Raw genomic sequence first — 18939 nt, 5'->3', positions numbered from 1 at the left:
CGTGGTTTCCCCTCGCGCGTCGAGGGTGATTTCGGGTCGTGCCTTGGAAACTGAAGTCTCGGAGACCGTTCGTCTCGGAACGCTAGCCTCAAACGACGTGAACGAGGCCGTCGTACGTCCTGTGCGATGGCGCTACAGCAACTCGACGTGAGCGACCTGATGGACGAGTGCATCGACAACTGCTTCGAAGCCACCCAGGCGTGCGAGTGGTGCGCCGACGAGTGTCTCGACGAGGACGAGGACATGGCCCGGTGCATCCGACTCTGCCGGGACGTGGCCGACATCGCCAACATGCACGCCCGGTTCATGGTCCGGAACTCGGCGTACAGCGACGACCTCGCGGCGACCTGCGCGGACGCCTGCGAGGAGTGCGCCGACGAGTGCGACCAGCACGACCACGAACACTGTCAGGTGTGTGCCGACGTGCTCCGGGAGTGCGCCGAGACGTGCCGCCAGATGGCGTCCTAGAGTCGCGACTCGATTTCGGCGGCGAGTTCGCGCGCCGCCGAAACGTGGTCGTCGGCTCGGTCGCTTCCGGTCGTCTCGACGTTCGAGAGGAGCATCCTGACCTGTTCGACGCGTTTTTCGACGACGGCTTCGGGAACGTCCGGCCCGACCGCGTCCTCACAGACCGCTTCGGCCTCGCCGAGCCACCTGCTCGCCGACGCCTCGACCGGGAGTTCGGCGGTCGCTTCGAGGTGGGCGTGGAGGTCGGCCACGAGTTCGCGGAGGTCGGTATCTGAATCGGTCATTACGCTCCTCCACTACCGCGGTACTGCAACAGAGGGAACGACGCGTCGAAAATCAGTTAGAACCGTCCTCGTCGCCGCCACTTTTGCTCAACCGTTCCCGCATCGGTCGAACTTCCCCGTCTTCGATGTACGAGCTCGCATCCCCGAGCAGGTCGCGGACTCGCTGCTCGGTGACGCTGAGGTCCGAATCGTCGTCGTCCGTCTTCCTGATTCGTTGGCTCATACTACTCCGTGGTGGCGTTTTCTTCGTCTGTACTTAAATATGCTTCGTCGCGAATATAAAGGCAGAGCGAGCCGACGACGATTGCGCCGAAGAACAACAACAGCAGTTCGACAGTGTCAGGCAACGGAATCAGATAGTAGGCGACCGAGAACATCAGTGCGAACAAGGCACCGACGAGTGCTGCGAGGGCGTAGCGAAATCGGCGGGCGTTCGTATCGATAACGGGCTTGTTCTCCCGAATCGAATCGGCGTAGGCGCGGAGGACGACGGTTCGATACGTCTGTTCTCGAACCTCGTCTTCTCTCGCTAACGCGTCCGCGATGTTCGCGTCGAGTCCGTAGTCGAACTCCGTGCTCAAGTATGCGATAGTGGCGTAGACGAGCGACAGGAGGAGACCGAACACACCGATAAGGAGGGCGATGGCACCGGCGATTGACCCGCCGTCGATGAAATCCGAGCCACCGTTGGCCATCCGTGGGACGATTCGTGCAGCAGTCGCAATCACACCCAGAAGAACGCCGACGAAGCTGATGAGGCGAGCGGCTTTGTCGTCGATTCCGTCGAGTGTGGACACCTGAATGTCCAACATTCGCTCGAAACGGTCTACAGCATCCTGTCGTGGTTCAGGGCCGCTTCGCGTCGAATCCGACCGTCGGTCAGAGCGCGGGTCGTCTCCGCGGTACGTTCTCGCTCTGGGCCCCCGTCGTCGCGCCATACGAGAGCGTGCGATTAGCGGAGTAATTAATCTTTGATATTCGATAGAACAACACGAACGGTGTCGATTTCTATCGACTCATATTCAGCGCTGAAGTCGAACAACTCGGGCGAATATGACAACAATTAAACTGTCGTGGTCGGACTCTCCCGCATGGACTCCCCGTTCGAAAATCCGTCTCTCCGGTACGGACTCGGTCTGAGTAGCGCCGCCATTCTCGTGGTGGTCGCGTTCACCTTCCTCGAGGGCACGATTCGGTGGATAGTGCTGGGACTCGCCGTTCTCGAAGTCGTGGTCACGCCCCGAATACTGAAGATGGCCGCAGAACAGGCCGACGAGTAGCGACGACCGACCGCCGCGCGCAGTCGGCGCGCGGCGGTCGGTCGTCGCATCAGTATGGACGCGCTTTTAAGCCCGCGAGAGCTACGTACGTCCATGATTTTCGAATCCCTCCCGACGACGCCCACGTCGGAGGAACTCATCGACAAGGCGTTCTCGCGGGCCGCGAGGGCGGGCCGGGCCAAGAGCGGCACGCAGGCCCAGCAGTCGATGCTCCAGACCGCCTCCAACATCCTGAGCGACAATTTGGGCAACATCGCGACTGAGTGGCCCGACTTCCGGGACGTGGACCCCTTCTACTACGAACTCGCGGATGCAATCGTAGATGTCTCCGAGCCGCGCTCGGATGGCTCGCCGGACCAAGGGTCCGGCGGTGTCGACGAACTGCGAAAGAGCCTCTCGGAGATTCAGTGGGCCAGCCGAAAGACCCACGAAATCGGCCGGGAGTATCAGGGGAAGCTCACAGGCGACCTCGATTACGACCGAAAGGTCCGCAAGCAGGGGTTCGCTCGACTCGCCGACATCGTGGAGGAGGTCGAAGACGACCTCCTGCGCGTCGGGAAGGCGCGGAACGACCTCCGAGACCTCCCGGACATCGACCCCGACGAGCCGACCATCGTGGTCGCGGGCTACCCCAACGTCGGCAAGTCGTCGTTCGTCAACGAGGTCACGAACGCCCGGAACGAAATCGCGGAGTACCCCTTCACGACCAAGGGCGTCCGTGTCGGCCACTTCGAGCGCGACCACATCCGCTACCAAATCGTGGACACTCCCGGCCTGCTCGACCGCCCGGCCGACGAGCGCAACGACATCGAGAACCAGGCGGTCTCGGCGCTCACCCACCTCGCCGACGCCATCGTGTTCGTGGTGGACGCGAGCGGCTACTGCGGCTACCCGCTCGACGCCCAACTCGAACTCCGGGACGCGCTTTCCGCGCAGTTCGAGGACGTGACCGTCCTCACGGTCTGCAACAAGTCGGACCTCTCGACCGACGTAGACGCCGACGCCTACATGAGCATCGAGAACGACGAGAACGTCGATGGGGTCCTCGACGAGGCGGTCGAAGCGACCGGCTACGAAATCGAACTCCCTTTCGACGACCGCGAGCGCGACCGAGACGCCTCGTAACCGACTTCCGACCCGATTTTCGTGGCGACGGTCGGGGGGTCGGATAGCTCCCTCGCGGTCTGCACGTCGGTGAACTGCACCCGAACCGCGGTCGATTGGCCGGTCCGGTTCACGATTTCGTCGCGGAGCGAGGTCGAAAGCTCCGGGTACTCCGACCCCGGGGGGCGACTGACTCCAATCGTGACCGCCGGCTTCGTGTCGAACACCGTCGCCGGAAGTCCGTACCCGACCCGGACGGTGCTGACGTTGAGGTCGGCGTACTCCGATTGTGAGAGCACGTCCTGCGCCGCTTGCTTGGTCTCGTACTCGTACTCGAAGTGGTAAAACGTCGCGTAGACGAGGACGCCGCTGGCGACGACGAGAAGGACGGCGACGACCACGAGTGCGCCGGTTCGAACCGTCCTTTCGACCGACGGGACGACTGCGCCGAGATTCGTCCGATAGCCGAGCGTCGTGAGCGTGAAAAACACCGCGAAGTTGATGCCGAGAACCGTGACCGCCAGCACGGTGAACGCCCCGGCCGCAATCAGAAACTCGCCCCACACGAGCGCGATTCCCGTCGCCGACGCGCCCGGAACCAGGGCGGCGGCTATCATCACGCCGATGAGCGAGGTCGGTCCCTTCGTCGTCAGGCCGAACGCCGCGGCGACTCCGGCGGTGATTCCGACCGCAATCGTGAGGAAGTTGGGCGCGGCCCGCGAGACGATGACCTCGACGGAGGTCACGTCGAGAACCGGCGGAGCGAACGCCAACGTTCGCGCGGCGAACGCGAACAGTCCGGCACCGACGACCGCCGCGAGGAGTCCCACGACCTGGAGGCGAACGCTGTCGGCGAACATTCCCTCGTCGCCCGTGATAATCCCGGCGCTCGCGGTCAGTACCGGCCCGACCAGCGGGGCGATGACCATCGCGCCGACGATGATGGCGGGCGAATCGAGCAGGAGTCCCCCCGCGGCGATGATGGCGCTCAGGACCACGAGACCCACGAACGAGAGCGGGTCGCGGCTCAAATCTCGGGACTTGGATTTGAGTTCCGCGACCGAGAGCGGGTCGTAGTTCGTGGCGTACCTGTCCATCAGGTCGTCCATCGTGCCGGTGGTGGCGGTTTCGCCCGTCGAGACCACCCGATAGGCGTCCTCGGGAACGCCAGCGTCGTGAAGCGCGTCGAACACGTCGCCGGTCGCGTCGGTCGGAATCGGGAACTCCACCAGAATCGACTCGTCGCCGTCTTCGAGAACGACGTACTCCACCTCGCGCTCGTCGAGAGCGTCGAGGGCGGAGGCGCGGTGGTCGTCGGGGATGAGAACGTGAACTACGCGCACGAACGTAGCACGTGACACCCGCCAAAAAACGTTCAGGCCGTTGTGAGGCGGTCTGTGGCGACGAAATTCCGATGGAAGAAAATCACCCGGTGAAGGGAACTCCCGTCAGTGCGACCACGTCGGGAGTCGTTGAGGGGACTCCGTCCGTCGAGTCAGTTTCGCTCGGTGTCTCGAACGGCGTTCCCGCGCTCTCGACCGGTCGATTCGCGGTGCGAGTCGAGGACTCCCTCGACACCCAGCAGGTCGTCTACCTGCCGTTCGAACTCGGATTCGGAGATATCGCCCGCGGCGTACCGGCGTTTGAGGACGGACACCGCGTCCTCGTCCGACAGCGACGCGACCGAAGCCGTCTCGGGGTACTCGCTCGCCGACTCGACGTTGCCGATGAGCGAGAGGTACACCGGCCAGAGGACGACCAGGGCGAGACCGACAGCGCCGAGACCGATTCCCGACGCGAGGGTCGCGAGTACCGGCCAGAAGGCGACGGCGCTGACCACGCTCACGACCGCGAAGAACAGCGCCGAGCCGCCGACAGACACGGCCGCCGTCGCGAGCAGGAGCCTGCCGACCGGACCGCCGGGCGTGTAGTGCTCGACTCGCGCGTGCCACGGACGAAGGCTCGACTTCGACGTTCGAGGACCGCTCATGCGACGACGTTCCGAACCGCCAGTAAAATCAGTTACGATGAATGTGCTCTGAAATGATAGTATCTGGCTGGCTATCCGGTCGCGTTGTAGGTGACCTGGACCTGCGCCGACACCGTCACCGGTCCGGATTCGATGTTCGTCGCCGCGCCGTCGGCCGCGTCAGCTTCGAACGCCTCGGCCCGAACGGACGCGAATCGCACGTCGTCGGTCGAGACAGTGTGAACCCCAGTGACGGTGAGGTTCGCGCTCTCGGCGATGACGTCGGCGTTGGCTCGGGCGTTGTCCATCGCGTCCCGAAGCGCGTCGGCCCGGACTTCCTGGCGGCGGTCCTCCGAGAGGGTGAGTTCGACGCTATCGACCCGGTCGGCGCCGTTCGACACCGCCGCGTCGATGACCGTGCCCGCTCTGTCGGCGTCCGAGAGCGTTATCTCGAACGCGTGGACGCCCTCGAATCCCTCGGGCGGGTCGCCTGTCGTCGTCCGGCGGTCGTCGCGCTGCTCGCCGATGTTGTACGCCGCGGTCCGAATCTGGTCGTCGGAGATTCCGAGGTCGGCGAGCGCGTCCTGCATTCGCGAGGCGTTCTCCGCCAAGCGTTCGCGGACCGCGTTCGCGTCGTCGTCGGTCGCGACGACCGCGACTCGAACGATAGCTTGGTCGGGTTCGGCTTCGGCCTGTCCGGACGCCGAGACGCCGATGCTCTGGCCGCCGTCGCTCGTCCGGTCGCCGTCGGCCGTCTGCTGTGCGTTCGCGCTGGCTCCGGTGTCGAGACTCCCCGCACACCCCGCCGTCACGAGCAGGAGCGCGACCCCCACGGTGGCAAGAACGTTTCTGTGCATCGACAGTCGATACGACGACCGGGGGGAAATAGCTCGCGTTGACTGAAATACCGATTTGACTCACCCTTCGGCGGTGTCGATGTCGACGTACCGGACTTCCACCTCGACCGGCCCCCGTTCGCCGTCGTTTATCCGGGCGCTGATTCGGTCGGCGAGACCGGGGTACTCCCGTCCCGACGGGCGACCGACCGTGACGACGACGCGCTCGGACTCGACGAACGGCGGGGTTCCGGCGGTTTCGAACGCGACATCGAGTAGTGTCGCCTCCGGCGTTTCGGCGAGGACGCCGCGTATCTCCTGTTGGGTGTCCTCCTGAAAGCTGGCCGACTGCATGGTGGAGACGGTGACGCCCCCGAGGAACACGGAGAGGACCGCGATGCCGACGAGGAGCGCGCCCACGCGCTTCAGCAGGACGCTCCGAGTTTCGTCCTGCTTGAACCAGTTTTTCGGCCGGTAGTCCATGTACCAGAGGACCGCCAACCCCGCGAAGTTGATGGAGAGGACGTTGACGAGAACGAGGACGGTCGAACTAATCGCGGCTATCGGGTGGCCCCACGCGAGCGAGATACCCGCCGCAGCGGCGGGCGGAACGAGCGCCGCCGCAATCATCACGCCGACCAGCGTGACCGAGACGCCGGACCCGATGCTTATCGCGCCCGCCGCGCCAGCGCCGAGTGCGACCACCAGCGAGAGCAAATCCGGCGAGAGCCGTCCGCTTATCTGAGAGATACTCGTCACGTCGACCCCCGGCGGGACCAACAGGCCGAACCGCCCCACGAGCGCGAACAGCGTGGCGACGACGATAGTGAGGACCAGACCGAACGTCTGGAGTTTGAGTCCTTCGCGGAACAGTTCGCGGTCGCCGAGCACGGTGCCGACGCTGGTCTCCATCGCGGGACCGATGAGCGGCGCGATGACCATCGACCCCACCACGACCGCCGGGGAGTCGAGCAGGAGGCCCGCAGTCGCGACGAGCGCGCTGATGACCACCATAGCCACGAAGATGGGGAACTCCGGTGCCATGTCGCGCGTGATGGTTCGAATCTCCTCGCGCGAGATGCGGTCGGTGTCGCCGTTTTCCTCGGCGTAGCGCTTTTCGAGTTTCTCGAAGCGCCGCGAGGTGTCGGTCTCGGCGTCGATGATGACGGCGTGGGCGTCGTCGCCGAGTCCGGCGTCGTCGAGTCTGTCGAGCACCGGCTGGACCGCGCCGTTCGGCAGCGGAACGTACGCGATGTCGGTGTACTCCCGGCCGCTGGTCTCGTCGGTCAGCATGTAGTCGATACCTTCGTCGTCGAGGATGCGGACGATTGTTTCGCGCTTTCCGGCGGGTATCGAGACCTGTACGAGCCGCATACACTCGGGAAAGGAACGGCCGCGATAAATATGTCCGGTTCAGTCTCGAAGCGCCATGTAGAACAACAGGCCGGGGAGCGCGAGCAGACCGAAGCCGACGCCCCACGCCAGCGGACGCGACTTGCCGCGCTTCTCGGCGTCCTGATGGACGTAAACGCCGACCGGAACCGCGAACACCGCCTCCATGAGGAGGATTCGAATCAGCGGTCCCGAAAGTTCCATGCGCGGAGAGTAGTTCGAATCGTGAAATGTCTTGTGAGATCCGAGCGCTCTCGGGGATTCGCTTGCGGGTGGTTTCGCTCGACTAAACGGCCGAGGCGGTTCGGTAGACCGAACATCTGAGGCGGTTTCGGCAAACAGTCACCCACCACGGGTGGACTGAAAGGGGCCGTCCGGTCGCGGTCACGTGAGCAAAGCGAACGTGACTTCGGAAGACGAGGGTTGTCTCCCGGCGCTCGTCTTGGTCGTCTCGGCGACCCCTATTCGGCGCGTGGTTTGCGCCGAATATGTCGGCGAGCGACCGCGACCGGGCGGGGGCTTTCGAGATATTCTCTGCTGTGGTTCTGGCGTTCGACGCCAGTAGACCGGTACTTTCCTCCCTCGCAGATTCGACCGTCATCACGATTCGAAGCGACCGGACGGGGACGTTCCGAACTCTCAGCACCGCGCGATTCGCCCGACACCTCGGAGCGACCCAGACTGCAATTCTTAAACCCCGCCGCCGCGAAAGGCGGGTATGTTCGAGAGTCGGCCGAACCGCGGGGCGGAAGTGGTCTTCGTCGGGCGGTCGAACGTCGGCAAGTCCACCCTGATGCGCGAACTCACCGGTCACAACTTCGACACCGGAGGCAAGCCGGGGGTGACCCGCTCGCCGAACCACTACGACTGGGCGAGCGAGGACTTCGTGCTGACCGACCTGCCCGGATTCGGATTCATGTCGGGCGTGCCCGAAGACCAGCGCGAGCGAATAAAGACCGACATCGTCCGGTATCTCGAAGACCACGCCGACGAGATTCTGGTGGGCGTGCTCGTCGTGGACGGCAAGAGCGCGGTGGACATCATCGACCGCCACTCGGGCGAGGACGAGATTCCGTACGACGTGGAGATGTTCTACTTCCTCCGGGACCTCGGAATTCCGGTCGTGGTCGCGGTCAACAAGATGGACAAGGTGGACGACGAGGACGAGCGCCTCGACGAACTCTGTGACAGGCTCGGTCTCCACCCGCCGTGGAAGCAGTGGCGCGACACCGTCGCGCCGATTTCGGCCAAGCGCGAGTCCATCGACGCGCTGAACGAGGCAATCAAGACCCACCTCCACGACCAGAAGCGCGACGACCTGTTCAAGTTCTTCTCGTGAAATCCTGCTCGTAACTTCGAAGTTCCCGCGCTCGCGGCCGAGGCCGCGAGCGCGGGAACAGCCTTATTATCGTCCCCGCCCATCGTTCGCACGAAATGAGCGAGGTCACAGAGAGCGTGGGCCGGTATCTCGGTACCGTCCACCTCCTCACCGCGAACGCGGGTCGCCGGGCCAAGACCGGCGAGGTCGCCGACGCGGTCGGCGTGAGCGCCGCGAGCGTCACCGAGATGCTCGCGACCCTGGAAGACCGCGGACTCGCCGACTACGAGAAGTACGAGGGCGTCTCGCTGACCGACGAGGGCGAGGCGACCGCTCGGGAGTTCCTGTGGCGGCGCTGCGTGGCCGAGAACTTCCTCGAAGACGACCTCGAACTCGACGTGACCGAGTTCGCCGACGACCCGCGGGCGTTCGGACAGGCGCTTTCGGATGACGCCATCCACCGACTCAAGGAAGTCATCAATCACCCCTGCAACGGAAAGTGTAGCGCGTCCCACGACGAGTACAGCGCGTGCAGCGACGACGTTCGCGAGACGCTCGGGGACGCTGAGCTATAACAGGTCCCGGTACACGCTTCCGAACGCCTGCCGCCGGAGCGTTCCTATCGCGGCCTCGGTCTCGGTCTCGTAGGTCGCCGCGACCACCGTCTCGCCGAGCGCGTCGTGCCACGCGACCCGAGAGACGTTCTCGTTGCCGCGCTCGATTACCTCGCGGTCGCGGTCGGCCAGCCACTCGTCGTACTCCGCTCTGCTCGCGGTCCGAACTTCGAGAAGCGATGCGAACAGCGCGTCGCGCGCGGTCTCGACCACGTCGGCGGTCACGCGCTCGTCGTACTCCTCGCGGTCGAACGCCATCGCCTTCGCGGTCTCTTTCACGACCGTCTGGGCCGCCGGGCCGACGGTCTCGTACTGGCGTCGGGCGTCGGTCTCGGTCTCGGGCGCGAGCAGTCCGTGAGTCTCCATATCTGGCGGTTCGGACGCCGGGGACTACTCGGTTTCGTCCTCGGTCCGGTCGTCGCCTTCGGTCTCGGAATCCGCTTCGCTCCCGTCCGCCCCCTCGTCCAGCATCTGCTCGGTCATCTCCTGTGCTTCTCGGAGAATCCGCTGGGCGTCAGCGTCGAGCGCGCCCACATCGCCGCCGCTCGCGCCTCCGGCCATCGACCCTCGGCCGTGCGTGTTCGCCCGTTCGAGTTCGTCCTCGAAGAGCGCCCCGCCGCGCGATTCGCCGTGGTCGTGGCTGTGGGGCGTCGTGTCGTCGAACACCTGCGGGAAGCCGACCTCCTCGGCGTACTCCTCGACGCGCTCGGCGAGTTCGCGCTCGCCCTCGTCGCTCCACCCGGGCGCGTGTTCGTCGAGCCACGCCTCGTGGTCGTCGTCGCCGAGCATCGCGGTGAACGCGAGGTGATTGGCGAGGTGTTCGGCGTCGGACTGGGGCGTCTCGCAGACCGGGCAGGCGTATCCCATGCTCGCCAATAGGTCGCAGGGACCGAAAAACGCCACGCTCGGCGTTCGGTTCGCGGGCCGCGTTTTCCGACGGGGTGCAAATTACGAGTCGTTCAAATCCACCACCAGAATCAGCGCGTCCTCGCCGTCGTCGTAGTACCGCGGGAGGGTCCGGAGGAACTCGAAGCCGAACTCCTCGTAGAGCGAAATCGCGGGGTCGTTGCTCGCCCGGACTTCGAGTTTCACGCTCCGGGCGCCGCGAGTGCCGAGGACCGCGAGCGCGCGACCGAGCAGGGTTCGGCCGACGCCCTCGCCCCGACGGTCGGGGTGGACCGCGATGTCTTTGATGTGACCGAACGCTCGGCCGTGGTTCGGAACGAGGTCGGCGACGACGTAGCCCACGACGCTCTCGGCGTCCGAATCGTCGCGACCCGAATCCTCGACCGCCACCAGAAAGCCGGGTTCGCCGAGGTAGCGCTCGAACGCCGAGAACGGCCACGGTTGGGGGAACGACGCCCGCTCGATGCGCAACACCGCCAGCAGGTCGGCCTGCACCGCCTGACGAATCCGGACTTCGTCGCCGTCCCCCACGCCAGTTGTTGTCACTGCCGGGGGTTTGCGCCCGACCCTTATGAGTGTCATGCCCGAGAAGAACCCATAATTTTTTAGTGCTCGTGTTGGATAGAAGAAAGCGCACTTTCCGGCCGGAGGTGCAAGCTCCCGAACTCTCCCCCACAACCTTTTGCTGCACTCAGGAGGTCAGAAGCCTCCAGCTTCTGACCTCCTTCGCTGGCAAAACGTTGATGAAAAACGCCGGAGGACAAACCGCGTCCTCCGAGCAGTCGGTCGCGCCACTCCCGACGACACTGCGTCACCTCCTCGGTTGCAAGAGAGGCGGCGAAGTCGCCTCTCTGCGCCCTCGGAGGTTCCTTGGTCCGCTCCTCGCTTCGTCTGCGTTCGCAAAGCGAACGCAGACTCGGAAGACTACGTCTTCCGGCGCTCGTCGCGGTAGAATACCTAGTTCATCCGTGGAAAGTGGAGATTGCGGAAGATGTTCCTCAGAAGTTCGTGTTACTCCACGAACAGTCGAATGTCGTCGGCTTCGGGTCGCTCCATGTCGGCCACTACCTCGGGGAGTTCGTCGCACCACTCGGCGTGCCAGTCACAACCGTCGGTCACGCGGTCGATATCGGCGGCGGGCGACGCGCGAAAGACGACCTGATAGCTCGTCGTGTGGGGTTCGTCGTCACCTTCGACGACGTGCTCGACGTTCCGCACGCGCGCCGGACCGTCGATTTCGACCGGCAGGTCCGTGAGATGTTCGACTCTCTGACGGCCGACTGCGGCCCAGTCGTCGCCGGATTCAACTTTGCCGTTCGGGAGCATCGCGTGGTCCATCTCCTCGTGTACGAGTACGAGAACAGCGTCGTCGTTCGTGACCCCGACCACGGCCCTCCCTTCGATGCCGACCGCACAGTGGTCCCGGTCGTCGTGGACGGTCGTCTCCTCGCGGAACTCGACCGCCTCGCGGCCGCGCAAGGTTTCGGGGTTGGAAAGCGTCGGTACGGCGTCGGCGTCCGGTGTGGTTTCGTTTGTCATGTGAGAGTGTTGTGAGTCCGTGATTCTCGTGGCGATGCTCCGGCGATTCGTCGGTCGCTCTCGCTACGCGTCGCTGGTCGTGGTGGTTCGGCGTCGTCGTGTGAACGCCCGAACTCCGGTGTTCGAACACCGGAGCAAAAGCTATGCGAAACTGTTAGAAAAAGCCATCGGTTTTATTCCATCAGTTATCCTTAGGTAATAATTCGCTCGCAGAGGTAATAAAAGTTTCGCCGAGTGAGCAAATCAGCCGTTACAAGCTCTGACACGCCGCGATTCGATTCCGAGTTTCGAGCGCGGACGTACCAGTGCTTCAGCAGTTGCTGTGGGGCGCGAAAAAGAAAGAAAACGGATTCGTAACTTCAGTCGTCCGCGGGCGCGGGCGAGTCGCCGCCGGACTCGGCCTGCTTTTTCGTGTGCGAAAGCTTGCCGCCGTCCGCCAGAATCTCGCGTTCGCGCGCGGAGGCGTCGAGGTGGGCCGTCGCCTCCCAGTCGTCGTTGACGCGCACCGTGAACTCTTCCTGACCGGAGCGGACCGCTTCGGCCACGTCGTCCACGATTTCGACGTCGTCGCCTTCGTCTATCTTCTCGTAGGTCTCCTCGTCGATTTCGAGCGGGATGAGACCGAAGTTGAAGAGGTTCGCCTTGTGGATGCGGGCGAAACTCTGTGCGAGGACGCCCTCCACACCGAGGTACATCGGGCACAGCGCGGCGTGTTCGCGCGAACTACCCTGTCCGTAGTTCTCGCCAGCGACGAGGAAGCCGCCGTCGGCGTCGAGCGCGCGCTGGGCGAACTCGTCGTCCACGCGCGAGAGCGTGAACTCCGAGAGCTTCGGGATGTTCGACCGGTACATCAGGATGTCCTGCGTGGCAGGGATGATGTGGTCGGTCGTGATGTTGTCTTCCATCTTCAGCAGGGTCGGCCCCGCGAGATGGGAGTCGAGTTCGTCCTTCAGCGGCACGTCGCCGATGTTCGGTCCCTTGATGAGACCGTCGTCGGGTGCCTCGTCGGGGCTGATGAGGTCGGCCTTGCTCCCGTCGTACTTCTCGGGCATCTCCAGACCGGGCGCTTCGAGGTCGCCGAGTTCGTCGGCGAGGTCGCGCGGGTCCACGATTTCGCCCTTGAGGGCGGCCGCGGTCGCGACTTCCGGCGAGCAGAGGTAGACAGAGTCGTCCTCGATGCCGGAGCGACCCTCGAAATTGCGGTTGAACGTCCGGAGCGAGACGGAGTCGCTGGCCGGAACGTGACCGATGCCGATGCAGGCACCGCACGTGGCCTCCGAGAAGTTGACGCCAGCCGCCATCATCTCGGCGACCCAGCCCTCGCGGGCGAGGAGTTCGGACGCCTGCTTGCTACCGGGCGCGACGATGAGGTCGGTCGTCTTGTTGATTTCGCGGCCTTCGAGCATCTTCGCGGCCGGGAGGATGTCCTCGTACGCGCCGTTGGTGCAGGAGCCGATGATGCACTGGTCGACCTCAGTGCCCGCGACTTCGCTGACCGGGACGACGTTGTCGGGCATCGACGGCTGTGCGATGAGCGGTTCGAGGTCCGAGAGGTCCACGACGATTTCGTCGGCGTACTCGGCGTCCTCGTCCGGGCCGATTTCGACGTACTCGTCCTCGCGGCCGAGCCGCGAGAGGTAGTCCTCGGTCTCCTCGTCGGTCGGGAAGATGGACGTGGTCGCGCCGAGTTCGGTCCCCATGTTGGTGATGGTCGTGCGCTCGGGCACGGTGAGCGTCTCGACGCCCGGACCGGTGTATTCGAGCACCTTGCCGACGCCGCCCTTCACCGAGAGGCGTCGGAGGAGTTCGAGGATGACGTCCTTGGCGGTCGCCCAGTCGGGGAGTTCGCCTTCGAGTCGGACGTTGACGACTTCGGGCATCTCGATGTAGTAGGGGCCGCCGCCCATGGCGACCGCCACGTCGAGACCGCCCGAGCCAATCGCGAGTTCGCCCAGTCCACCGGGGGTCGGCGTGTGGGAGTCCGAGCCGAGCATCGTCTTGCCGGGCGCGGCGAAGTTCTCCTTGTGGACGTTGTGGCAGATACCGTTGCCGGGCCGGGAGAAGTGCGCGCCGAACGTACCGGCGGCCGACCGCAGGAAGCGGTGGTCGTCGGTGTTCTTGAAGTCGAACTGGTAGGTCTGGTGGTCGCAGTACTGCGCCGCGAGTTCGGTCTGTACGTCGTCGAGGTCGAGGGCTTCGAACTGAAGCCAGACGAGCGTTCCCGTCGTGTCCTGCGTGAGGACCTGGTCGATCTCGATTCCGATTTCCTCGCCGGTTTCGAGTTCACCTTCGACGAGGTGGTCTTCGAGTATTTTCTCCGTTAGCGTTTGTCCCATAACACACGAATATCGCCCCTCCTCGGGTATAAATCCCGCGTGTTTCTGTTCATAACGACCATTGTAAATCTACGCGCCCGGTGGCAATTCTTACGCGAACCGGGGACGACTCTCACGGACCACCGGAGTTCGGCACCGATATACGTCCCGCGCCGGACGCCACCTACATGTTCAAAAGCGGCTCTTTCGTGGCCGAACACATCGGGGAAACGACCGACGAACAAATCCAGCCCAACGGCGTAGACCTCACGCTCGCGGGCGTGTACGAGCAACGCGAACCCGGACGCATCGCGTGCGACGGCAAAGAAATCGGCGAGAGACAGGAACTCGAAACCCGGCAGGTCGCCGACGACGCGCCCGAAGCCTACTACCTCACGCCCGGCGGCTACGTCGTCCAGTACGCCGAGACCGTCCGGATTCCCGAGGGACACGTCGGCTACATCTACCCGCGGTCGTCGCTCCTCCGGAACTCCTGCATGCTGAACACCGCAGTTTGGGACGCGGGCTACGAGGGGAAAGGCGAAGGCCTGCTCGAAGTTCACCACGACATCGAAATCGAGACGGGCGCGCGAATCGCCCAAATCGTGCTCGCTGAGGCCGACCACGACGGCACCTACGACGGGTCGTATCAGGGCGAGAACGTCGCGCTCGACGAGTTCTGACCGCGATTCGACTCCTTAGTGCGATTCGACCCCTCAGGAGAGGTCGAACATCTCGGCGGCCTGCGCCATGTCCTTGTCGCCCCGGCCGCTCAGATTCACGAGAATCACGTCGTCTTCGTCCATGTCGGCCGCGATTTCCTTCGCGAGCGCGACCGCGTGGCTCGATTCGAGCGCCGGAATGATGCCCTCGGTCTCCGAGAGGGTTCGGAACGCGTCGAGCGCGGCGTCGTCTTCGACCGCCCGGTAGTCGCACCGACCGACCGCTCGGAACATCGCGTGTTCCGGGCCGACCGCGGGGTAGTCCAGTCCCGCCGACACAGAGTGAACTTCGGTGTCCTCATCGAGCGTCCGGGTCTTCATGCCGTGCATCACACCCTCCTCGCCGTCCGAGAGGGGCGCGGCGTGTTTACCGGACCCCTCGCCTTCGCCGCCGCCCTCCGCGCCGTAGAATTTCACGTCGTCGTCGCGGAAGGCGTGAAACAGGCCGATGGCGTTCGACCCGCCGCCGACGCACGCGACGGCGGCGTCGGGCAGTTGCCCGGCCTGCTCGCGAATCTGGTCGCGAGCCTCCCGTCCGATGACCGACTGGAACTCCCGGACCATCCGCGGGAAGGGGTCCGGGCCGACCGCCGACCCCACGAGGTAGTGGGTGTCGTCCATATTCGCGGCGAAGTCTTCGAGTGCGGCGTCCACCGCGTCGGCGAGTCCCGACCCGCCCCGAGTGACTTCGTTGACCTCCGCGCCCATGAGTCGCATCCGGAAGACGTTCATCTGCTGGCGGTCGGCGTCCTTTTGGCCCATGTAAATCTCGGTGTCGAGGTCCAACAGCGCGCCGACCATCGCGGTGGCGACTCCGTGCTGGCCCGCGCCCGTCTCCGCGATGAGGCGGGTCTTTCCGGCCTCCTCGGCGAGCAGGGCCTGACCGAGGCAGTTGTTGATTTTGTGCGCGCCGCCGTGGAGCAGGTCCTCGCGTTTGAGGTAAATCTGCGCGCCGAACTCCGCCGAGAGTCGCTCGGCGCGGAAGACCGGCGTGGGTCGTCCCGCGAAATCCCGGAGGAGACTCCGGAATCTGCCCCGAAAGTCGTCGGTGTCGTGAATCGCGTCGAACGCCTGTGCGAGCTGTTCGAGGGGTTCTTCGAGCGGTTCGGGCACGTGACGCCCGCCGAAATCGCCGAATTGTGAGTCGTTGCCGTCCGGCATAGGTTTCGATTCCCGCGCTCGCATATAAATGTTCGAGCAATCTCGGAGCGTCGCTCTCGATTTCTCCTCGGGGTCGTCGCTCGACATTTTTCAGTCGAGAAACCGTCGGCGGAACGCCGAACGCCGTCCGGGCGCGGTCGCGTGAGCGACCGCGCCCGGACCGCGTCGAACCCGGACAACGCCACGTCGAACCCGCATCGTTTTAGTCGCGCTCGCGCCTCCGATTCGACTATGACCGCGCGACATCCTCGCCCCGGAGGTGGTCCCCGTGCCCGATTCTGACGCCGCCGTCGGCGGCATCGTCGGGGAGTTCCTCTCGCTCAAGGCCGAGACCGACGCCGACTACCTCGTGATGCAGGTCGGCGACTTCTACGAGTTCTTCGGCGACGACGCCGAGGAGGTCGCCGACATCCTCGATTTGAACGTCTCTCAGAAGTCGTCTCACGGCTCGAACTACGCGATGGCGGGCGTCCCGGTGGACAAACTCACGCCCCACCTCAAGGGACTCGTCGAGCGGGGCTACCGGGTGGCAATCGCCGACCAGCACGAGACCGCCGACGGCCACGCCCGCGAGATTACGCGAGTCGTGACGCCCGGAACCCTGCTCGAAACCACCGACGCCGACGCCCAGTATCTCTGCGCCATCGTCCGGGTCGCCGACGACGAGTACGGGCTCGCGTTCGCCGACGTGACGACCGGGCGATTCCTCGTCACGACCGCGTCGGGGGCCGACCCCGAAGACGCCGCGAACCGCGCGTTCACCGAACTCTACCGGTTCGCGCCCGCCGAGGTCCTCCCGGGTCCCGAACTCCGGAACGACGACGCCTTCCTCGACCGACTCCGCGAGCGCACCGACGCGACGCTCTCCATCCACCGCGCCGACGCGTTCGCGCCGGGCCGGGCGACCCACACGACGAAACAGCAGTTCGGGGGCGAGACCCTCGACAGCCTCGGATTGGAGGCGGACGAGAAGCCCGAAATCCGGGCGGCGGGGGCGCTTCTCTCCTACGTCGAGGAGACCGGCACCGGGGTCAAATCCTCGATGACTCGCCTCCGGCGATACCGGGGCGACGACCACGTCGAACTCGACGCCACGACCCAGCGCAACCTCGAACTCGCCGAGACGATGCAGGGCGACCGCGAGGGGTCGCTGTTCGCGACCATCGACCACACCGCGACGAGTCCCGGCAAGCGACTCCTGAAGGAGTGGCTCCAGCGCCCGCGTCGAGACCTCGAAACCCTCCGCGAGCGCGGGGACGCGGTCGCCGCGTTCGCCGACTCCGCCCTCGCTCGCGAGGGCGTCCGCGAGACGCTGAGTTCGGCCTACGACCTCGAACGACTCGCGAGCAAGGCGGCCCACGGGAGCGCGGACGCCCGCGACCTCCTCCGGGTCCGCGAGACGCTCGAACTCCTGCCGGAGGTCGCCGACGCAATCGCCGCCGACCCCGCGCTGTCGAGTTCGCCCCTCTCGGACATCGCGGGTCGGCCCGACCGCGAGCGCGCGGCCGCGCTCCTCGAGGACCTCGACGCCATCGTCGCCGACCCGCCGGGAACCGTGACCGAGGGCGGCCTGTTCCGACGGGGTCACGACGACGAACTCGACGGCCTCATCGAGAGTCACGACGAGGCCAAATCATGGCTCGAAACGCTCCCCGACCGCGAGAAGCGCGAACACGGTATCGCCCACCTCCAAGTGGACCGCAACAAGACCGACGGCTACTACATTCAGGTCGGGAAGTCCGACACCGGAAAGGTGCCCGAGAGCTACGACCGCATCAAGAGCCTGAAAAACTCCGAGCGGTACACCACCGACGAACTCGCCGAACGCGAGCGCGAAATCCTCAGACTCGAAGAGCGCCGGGGCGACCTCGAATACGAACTGTTCTCGGAGTTGCGCGAGACCGTCGCGGGCCACGCCGACCTCCTCCAGTCGGTCGGCCGCACCCTCGCGGAACTCGACGCGCTCGCCTCGCTCGCGGTCCACGCCGTCGAGAACGACTGGGTCCGTCCCGACCTCTCCGAATCGGGCGACGTGCGAATCGAGGCGGGCAGACACCCCGTGGTCGAGCGAACCACCGAGTTCGTGCCCAACGACCTCCGGATGGACGACGACCGGCAGTTTCTGGTCGTCACGGGGCCGAACATGTCCGGGAAATCGACGTACATGCGACAGGCCGCGCTCATCACCCTGCTCGCCCAAGTCGGGAGCTTCGTCCCCGCGAGCGACGCCGAAATCGGCGTCGTGGACGGCATCTACACGCGTGTCGGCGCGCTCGACGAACTCGCACAGGGGCGCTCGACGTTCATGGTCGAGATGCAGGAACTCAGCAACATTCTCCACTCCGCCACCGACGAGTCGCTCGTGATTCTCGACGAGGTGGGCCGTGGCACCGCGACCTATGACGGCATCTCCATCGCGTGGGCCGCGACCGAGTACATCGCCAACGAAATCGAGGCGAAGACCCTGTTCGCGACTCACTACCACGAACTCACGGGTCTCGCCGACAGACTTCCGGGCGTCCGAAACGTCCACGTCTCGGCGGACGAATCGGACGGCGACGTGACGTTCCTCCGAACCGTCGAGGACGGTCCCACCGACCGCTCGTACGGGGTTCACGTCGCGGACTTGGCGGGGGTTCCCCAACCGGTGGTCGAACGCTCGCGCGACGTGCTTCGAAGGCTTCGGGAGGACAAGGCCATCGACGTTCGAGGTGGCCACGGCGAACGTGGCAGTGAAGGCGGGACTCAGCAGGTCGTCTTCGACCTCGAATCGGGGCAGTTCGGACGTGCGAGCGACGGAGCCGAGGACGACGCCGAAGCCGACGACTTGGACGACGCGAATTCGCTCGACCCCGAAACCGAAGCCGTGTTGGACGAACTCAGGGACACCGACCTGACCGGCACCTCGCCCGTCGAACTCATGAATCAGGTGCAGGCGTGGCAGGAGCGATTGGACGAGTGAGCGTTCCGGCAGTAGACGACCGAGCGATTGCGGGCGACGAGTCGCCCGCAATCGCTCGCCGAGGAGGAG

The 18939-nt window shown here is 65.1% G+C and carries 21 protein-coding genes; 7 read left to right on the top strand and 14 right to left on the bottom strand.

The window, feature by feature from the left end; translation table 11 throughout:
• The first annotated feature begins 126 nt into the window (after positions 1-126).
• Positions 127-468 (top strand): four-helix bundle copper-binding protein, encoded by a 342-nt coding sequence (locus EKH81_RS01660; protein ID WP_132058067.1) that lies wholly within the window; start codon positions 127-129, stop codon positions 466-468.
• On the opposite strand, the gene EKH81_RS01655 is transcribed toward EKH81_RS01660, so the two are convergent.
• From EKH81_RS01655 to EKH81_RS01645, 3 genes are read right to left on the bottom strand one after another with little or no spacing between them, the layout of a single operon-like run.
• On the bottom strand, positions 465-752 hold the full coding sequence (locus tag EKH81_RS01655) for a DUF8152 family protein (protein ID WP_132058068.1): 288 nt from the start codon (positions 750-752) through the stop codon (positions 465-467). The two genes, EKH81_RS01660 and EKH81_RS01655, sit on opposite strands and share 4 nt — an antisense overlap.
• 52 nt (positions 753-804) lie before the next feature.
• The gene (locus EKH81_RS01650; RefSeq protein WP_162224339.1) at positions 805-975 is read right to left on the bottom strand and encodes a hypothetical protein; all 171 of its coding nucleotides are present in this window, start codon (positions 973-975) and stop codon (positions 805-807) included.
• Position 976: 1 nt separating this feature from the next.
• Positions 977-1549, bottom strand: a complete 573-nt coding sequence (locus tag EKH81_RS01645) for a hypothetical protein (RefSeq protein ID WP_132058069.1) — start codon at positions 1547-1549, stop codon at positions 977-979.
• Between the two features lie 294 nt (positions 1550-1843).
• Between EKH81_RS01645 and EKH81_RS01640 the strand changes: the two genes are divergently transcribed.
• Both EKH81_RS01640 and EKH81_RS01635 read left to right on the top strand, forming a co-directional pair.
• Positions 1844-2032 carry a hypothetical protein gene (locus tag EKH81_RS01640; RefSeq protein WP_132058070.1) on the top strand — a complete coding sequence of 63 codons (189 nt, stop codon included), beginning with the start codon at positions 1844-1846 and terminating at the stop codon, positions 2030-2032.
• Between the two features lie 93 nt (positions 2033-2125).
• Complete coding sequence (locus EKH81_RS01635; RefSeq protein WP_132058071.1) at positions 2126-3157, top strand: NOG1 family protein; 1032 nt, start codon at positions 2126-2128, stop codon at positions 3155-3157.
• Here EKH81_RS01635 and EKH81_RS01630 read toward each other — a convergent pair.
• From EKH81_RS01630 to EKH81_RS01610, 5 genes are all read right to left on the bottom strand, one after another.
• Positions 3103-4479, bottom strand: coding sequence for a DUF389 domain-containing protein (locus EKH81_RS01630; RefSeq protein ID WP_132058072.1), 1377 nt, complete (start codon positions 4477-4479; stop codon positions 3103-3105). The two genes, EKH81_RS01635 and EKH81_RS01630, sit on opposite strands and share 55 nt — an antisense overlap.
• Positions 4480-4631: 152 nt before the next feature.
• Positions 4632-5126, bottom strand: a complete 495-nt coding sequence (locus tag EKH81_RS01625) for an SHOCT domain-containing protein (RefSeq protein ID WP_132058073.1) — start codon at positions 5124-5126, stop codon at positions 4632-4634.
• Positions 5127-5197: 71 nt separating this feature from the next.
• Positions 5198-5962, bottom strand: coding sequence for an SIMPL domain-containing protein (locus EKH81_RS01620; RefSeq protein WP_132058074.1), 765 nt, complete (start codon positions 5960-5962; stop codon positions 5198-5200).
• A gap of 60 nt (positions 5963-6022) precedes the next feature.
• Complete coding sequence (locus EKH81_RS01615) at positions 6023-7315, bottom strand: TIGR00341 family protein (protein WP_132058075.1); 1293 nt, start codon at positions 7313-7315, stop codon at positions 6023-6025.
• 39 nt (positions 7316-7354) lie between these two features.
• The gene (locus EKH81_RS01610) at positions 7355-7537 is read right to left on the bottom strand and encodes a hypothetical protein (protein ID WP_132058076.1); all 183 of its coding nucleotides are present in this window, start codon (positions 7535-7537) and stop codon (positions 7355-7357) included.
• A gap of 514 nt (positions 7538-8051) precedes the next feature.
• On the opposite strand from EKH81_RS01610, the gene engB reads away from it, so the two are divergent.
• Together engB and EKH81_RS01600 are read left to right on the top strand one after the other, a co-directional pair.
• Positions 8052-8672 carry a GTP-binding protein EngB gene (gene engB, locus EKH81_RS01605; RefSeq protein ID WP_132058077.1) on the top strand — a complete coding sequence of 207 codons (621 nt, stop codon included), beginning with the start codon at positions 8052-8054 and terminating at the stop codon, positions 8670-8672.
• A 95-nt stretch (positions 8673-8767) separates the two neighbouring features.
• Complete coding sequence (locus tag EKH81_RS01600; RefSeq protein ID WP_132058078.1) at positions 8768-9226, top strand: metal-dependent transcriptional regulator; 459 nt, start codon at positions 8768-8770, stop codon at positions 9224-9226.
• Here EKH81_RS01600 and EKH81_RS01595 read toward each other — a convergent pair.
• From EKH81_RS01595 to EKH81_RS01575, 5 genes are all read right to left on the bottom strand, one after another.
• Complete coding sequence (locus tag EKH81_RS01595) at positions 9221-9631, bottom strand: DUF5809 family protein (protein WP_132058079.1); 411 nt, start codon at positions 9629-9631, stop codon at positions 9221-9223. The two genes, EKH81_RS01600 and EKH81_RS01595, sit on opposite strands and share 6 nt — an antisense overlap.
• A 24-nt stretch (positions 9632-9655) precedes the next feature.
• Positions 9656-10132 (bottom strand): DUF5810 domain-containing protein, encoded by a 477-nt coding sequence (locus tag EKH81_RS01590; RefSeq protein ID WP_132058080.1) that lies wholly within the window; start codon positions 10130-10132, stop codon positions 9656-9658.
• Between the two features lie 81 nt (positions 10133-10213).
• Positions 10214-10717, bottom strand: coding sequence for a ribosomal protein S18-alanine N-acetyltransferase (gene rimI, locus EKH81_RS01585; RefSeq protein WP_238392094.1), 504 nt, complete (start codon positions 10715-10717; stop codon positions 10214-10216).
• A gap of 465 nt (positions 10718-11182) precedes the next feature.
• Entirely contained in the window at positions 11183-11710 is a 528-nt protein-coding gene (locus tag EKH81_RS01580) for a hypothetical protein (protein WP_132058082.1), read from the bottom strand.
• A 359-nt stretch (positions 11711-12069) separates the two neighbouring features.
• Complete coding sequence (locus EKH81_RS01575; protein WP_132058083.1) at positions 12070-14046, bottom strand: aconitate hydratase; 1977 nt, start codon at positions 14044-14046, stop codon at positions 12070-12072.
• A 167-nt stretch (positions 14047-14213) separates the two neighbouring features.
• On the opposite strand from EKH81_RS01575, the gene EKH81_RS01570 reads away from it, so the two are divergent.
• Entirely contained in the window at positions 14214-14708 is a 495-nt protein-coding gene (locus tag EKH81_RS01570; protein WP_132058084.1) for a deoxyuridine 5'-triphosphate nucleotidohydrolase, read from the top strand.
• Positions 14709-14741: 33 nt separating this feature from the next.
• Here the strand turns inward: EKH81_RS01570 and trpB are convergent, their stop codons facing one another.
• Positions 14742-15908 (bottom strand): tryptophan synthase subunit beta, encoded by a 1167-nt coding sequence (gene trpB, locus EKH81_RS01565; RefSeq protein ID WP_132058085.1) that lies wholly within the window; start codon positions 15906-15908, stop codon positions 14742-14744.
• 268 nt (positions 15909-16176) lie between these two features.
• Here trpB and mutS point away from each other — a divergent pair, with 268 nt between their 5' ends.
• Positions 16177-18870 carry a DNA mismatch repair protein MutS gene (gene mutS / locus EKH81_RS01560; RefSeq protein WP_132058086.1) on the top strand — a complete coding sequence of 898 codons (2694 nt, stop codon included), beginning with the start codon at positions 16177-16179 and terminating at the stop codon, positions 18868-18870.
• Positions 18871-18939: the final 69 nt, after the last annotated feature.

The organism is Halorussus amylolyticus (genome assembly GCF_004143485.2).
Lineage (GTDB): Archaea > Halobacteriota > Halobacteria > Halobacteriales > Haladaptataceae > Halorussus > Halorussus amylolyticus.
The sequence above is the reverse complement of the archived record's forward strand: the minus strand, read 5'-3'. Positions and strand labels throughout refer to the sequence as shown.

What these genes read in the sequence shown, in the direction of transcription:
- EKH81_RS01660 (WP_132058067.1), top strand. Translation starts at nt 127, where the DNA reads ATGGCGCTACAGCAACTCGACGTGAGCGACCTGATGGACGAGTGCATC.
- EKH81_RS01655 (WP_132058068.1), bottom strand. Translation starts at nt 752, where the DNA reads ATGACCGATTCAGATACCGACCTCCGCGAACTCGTGGCCGACCTCCAC.
- EKH81_RS01650 (WP_162224339.1), bottom strand. Translation starts at nt 975, where the DNA reads ATGAGCCAACGAATCAGGAAGACGGACGACGACGATTCGGACCTCAGC.
- EKH81_RS01640 (WP_132058070.1), top strand. Translation starts at nt 1,844, where the DNA reads ATGGACTCCCCGTTCGAAAATCCGTCTCTCCGGTACGGACTCGGTCTG.
- EKH81_RS01635 (WP_132058071.1), top strand. Translation starts at nt 2,126, where the DNA reads ATGATTTTCGAATCCCTCCCGACGACGCCCACGTCGGAGGAACTCATC.
- EKH81_RS01625 (WP_132058073.1), bottom strand. Translation starts at nt 5,126, where the DNA reads ATGAGCGGTCCTCGAACGTCGAAGTCGAGCCTTCGTCCGTGGCACGCG.
- EKH81_RS01620 (WP_132058074.1), bottom strand. Translation starts at nt 5,962, where the DNA reads ATGCACAGAAACGTTCTTGCCACCGTGGGGGTCGCGCTCCTGCTCGTG.
- EKH81_RS01615 (WP_132058075.1), bottom strand. Translation starts at nt 7,315, where the DNA reads ATGCGGCTCGTACAGGTCTCGATACCCGCCGGAAAGCGCGAAACAATC.
- EKH81_RS01610 (WP_132058076.1), bottom strand. Translation starts at nt 7,537, where the DNA reads ATGGAACTTTCGGGACCGCTGATTCGAATCCTCCTCATGGAGGCGGTG.
- engB (WP_132058077.1), top strand. Translation starts at nt 8,052, where the DNA reads ATGTTCGAGAGTCGGCCGAACCGCGGGGCGGAAGTGGTCTTCGTCGGG.
- EKH81_RS01600 (WP_132058078.1), top strand. Translation starts at nt 8,768, where the DNA reads ATGAGCGAGGTCACAGAGAGCGTGGGCCGGTATCTCGGTACCGTCCAC.
- EKH81_RS01595 (WP_132058079.1), bottom strand. Translation starts at nt 9,631, where the DNA reads ATGGAGACTCACGGACTGCTCGCGCCCGAGACCGAGACCGACGCCCGA.
- EKH81_RS01590 (WP_132058080.1), bottom strand. Translation starts at nt 10,132, where the DNA reads ATGGGATACGCCTGCCCGGTCTGCGAGACGCCCCAGTCCGACGCCGAA.
- EKH81_RS01580 (WP_132058082.1), bottom strand. Translation starts at nt 11,710, where the DNA reads ATGACAAACGAAACCACACCGGACGCCGACGCCGTACCGACGCTTTCC.
- EKH81_RS01575 (WP_132058083.1), bottom strand. Translation starts at nt 14,046, where the DNA reads ATGGGACAAACGCTAACGGAGAAAATACTCGAAGACCACCTCGTCGAA.
- EKH81_RS01570 (WP_132058084.1), top strand. Translation starts at nt 14,214, where the DNA reads ATGTTCAAAAGCGGCTCTTTCGTGGCCGAACACATCGGGGAAACGACC.
- trpB (WP_132058085.1), bottom strand. Translation starts at nt 15,908, where the DNA reads ATGCCGGACGGCAACGACTCACAATTCGGCGATTTCGGCGGGCGTCAC.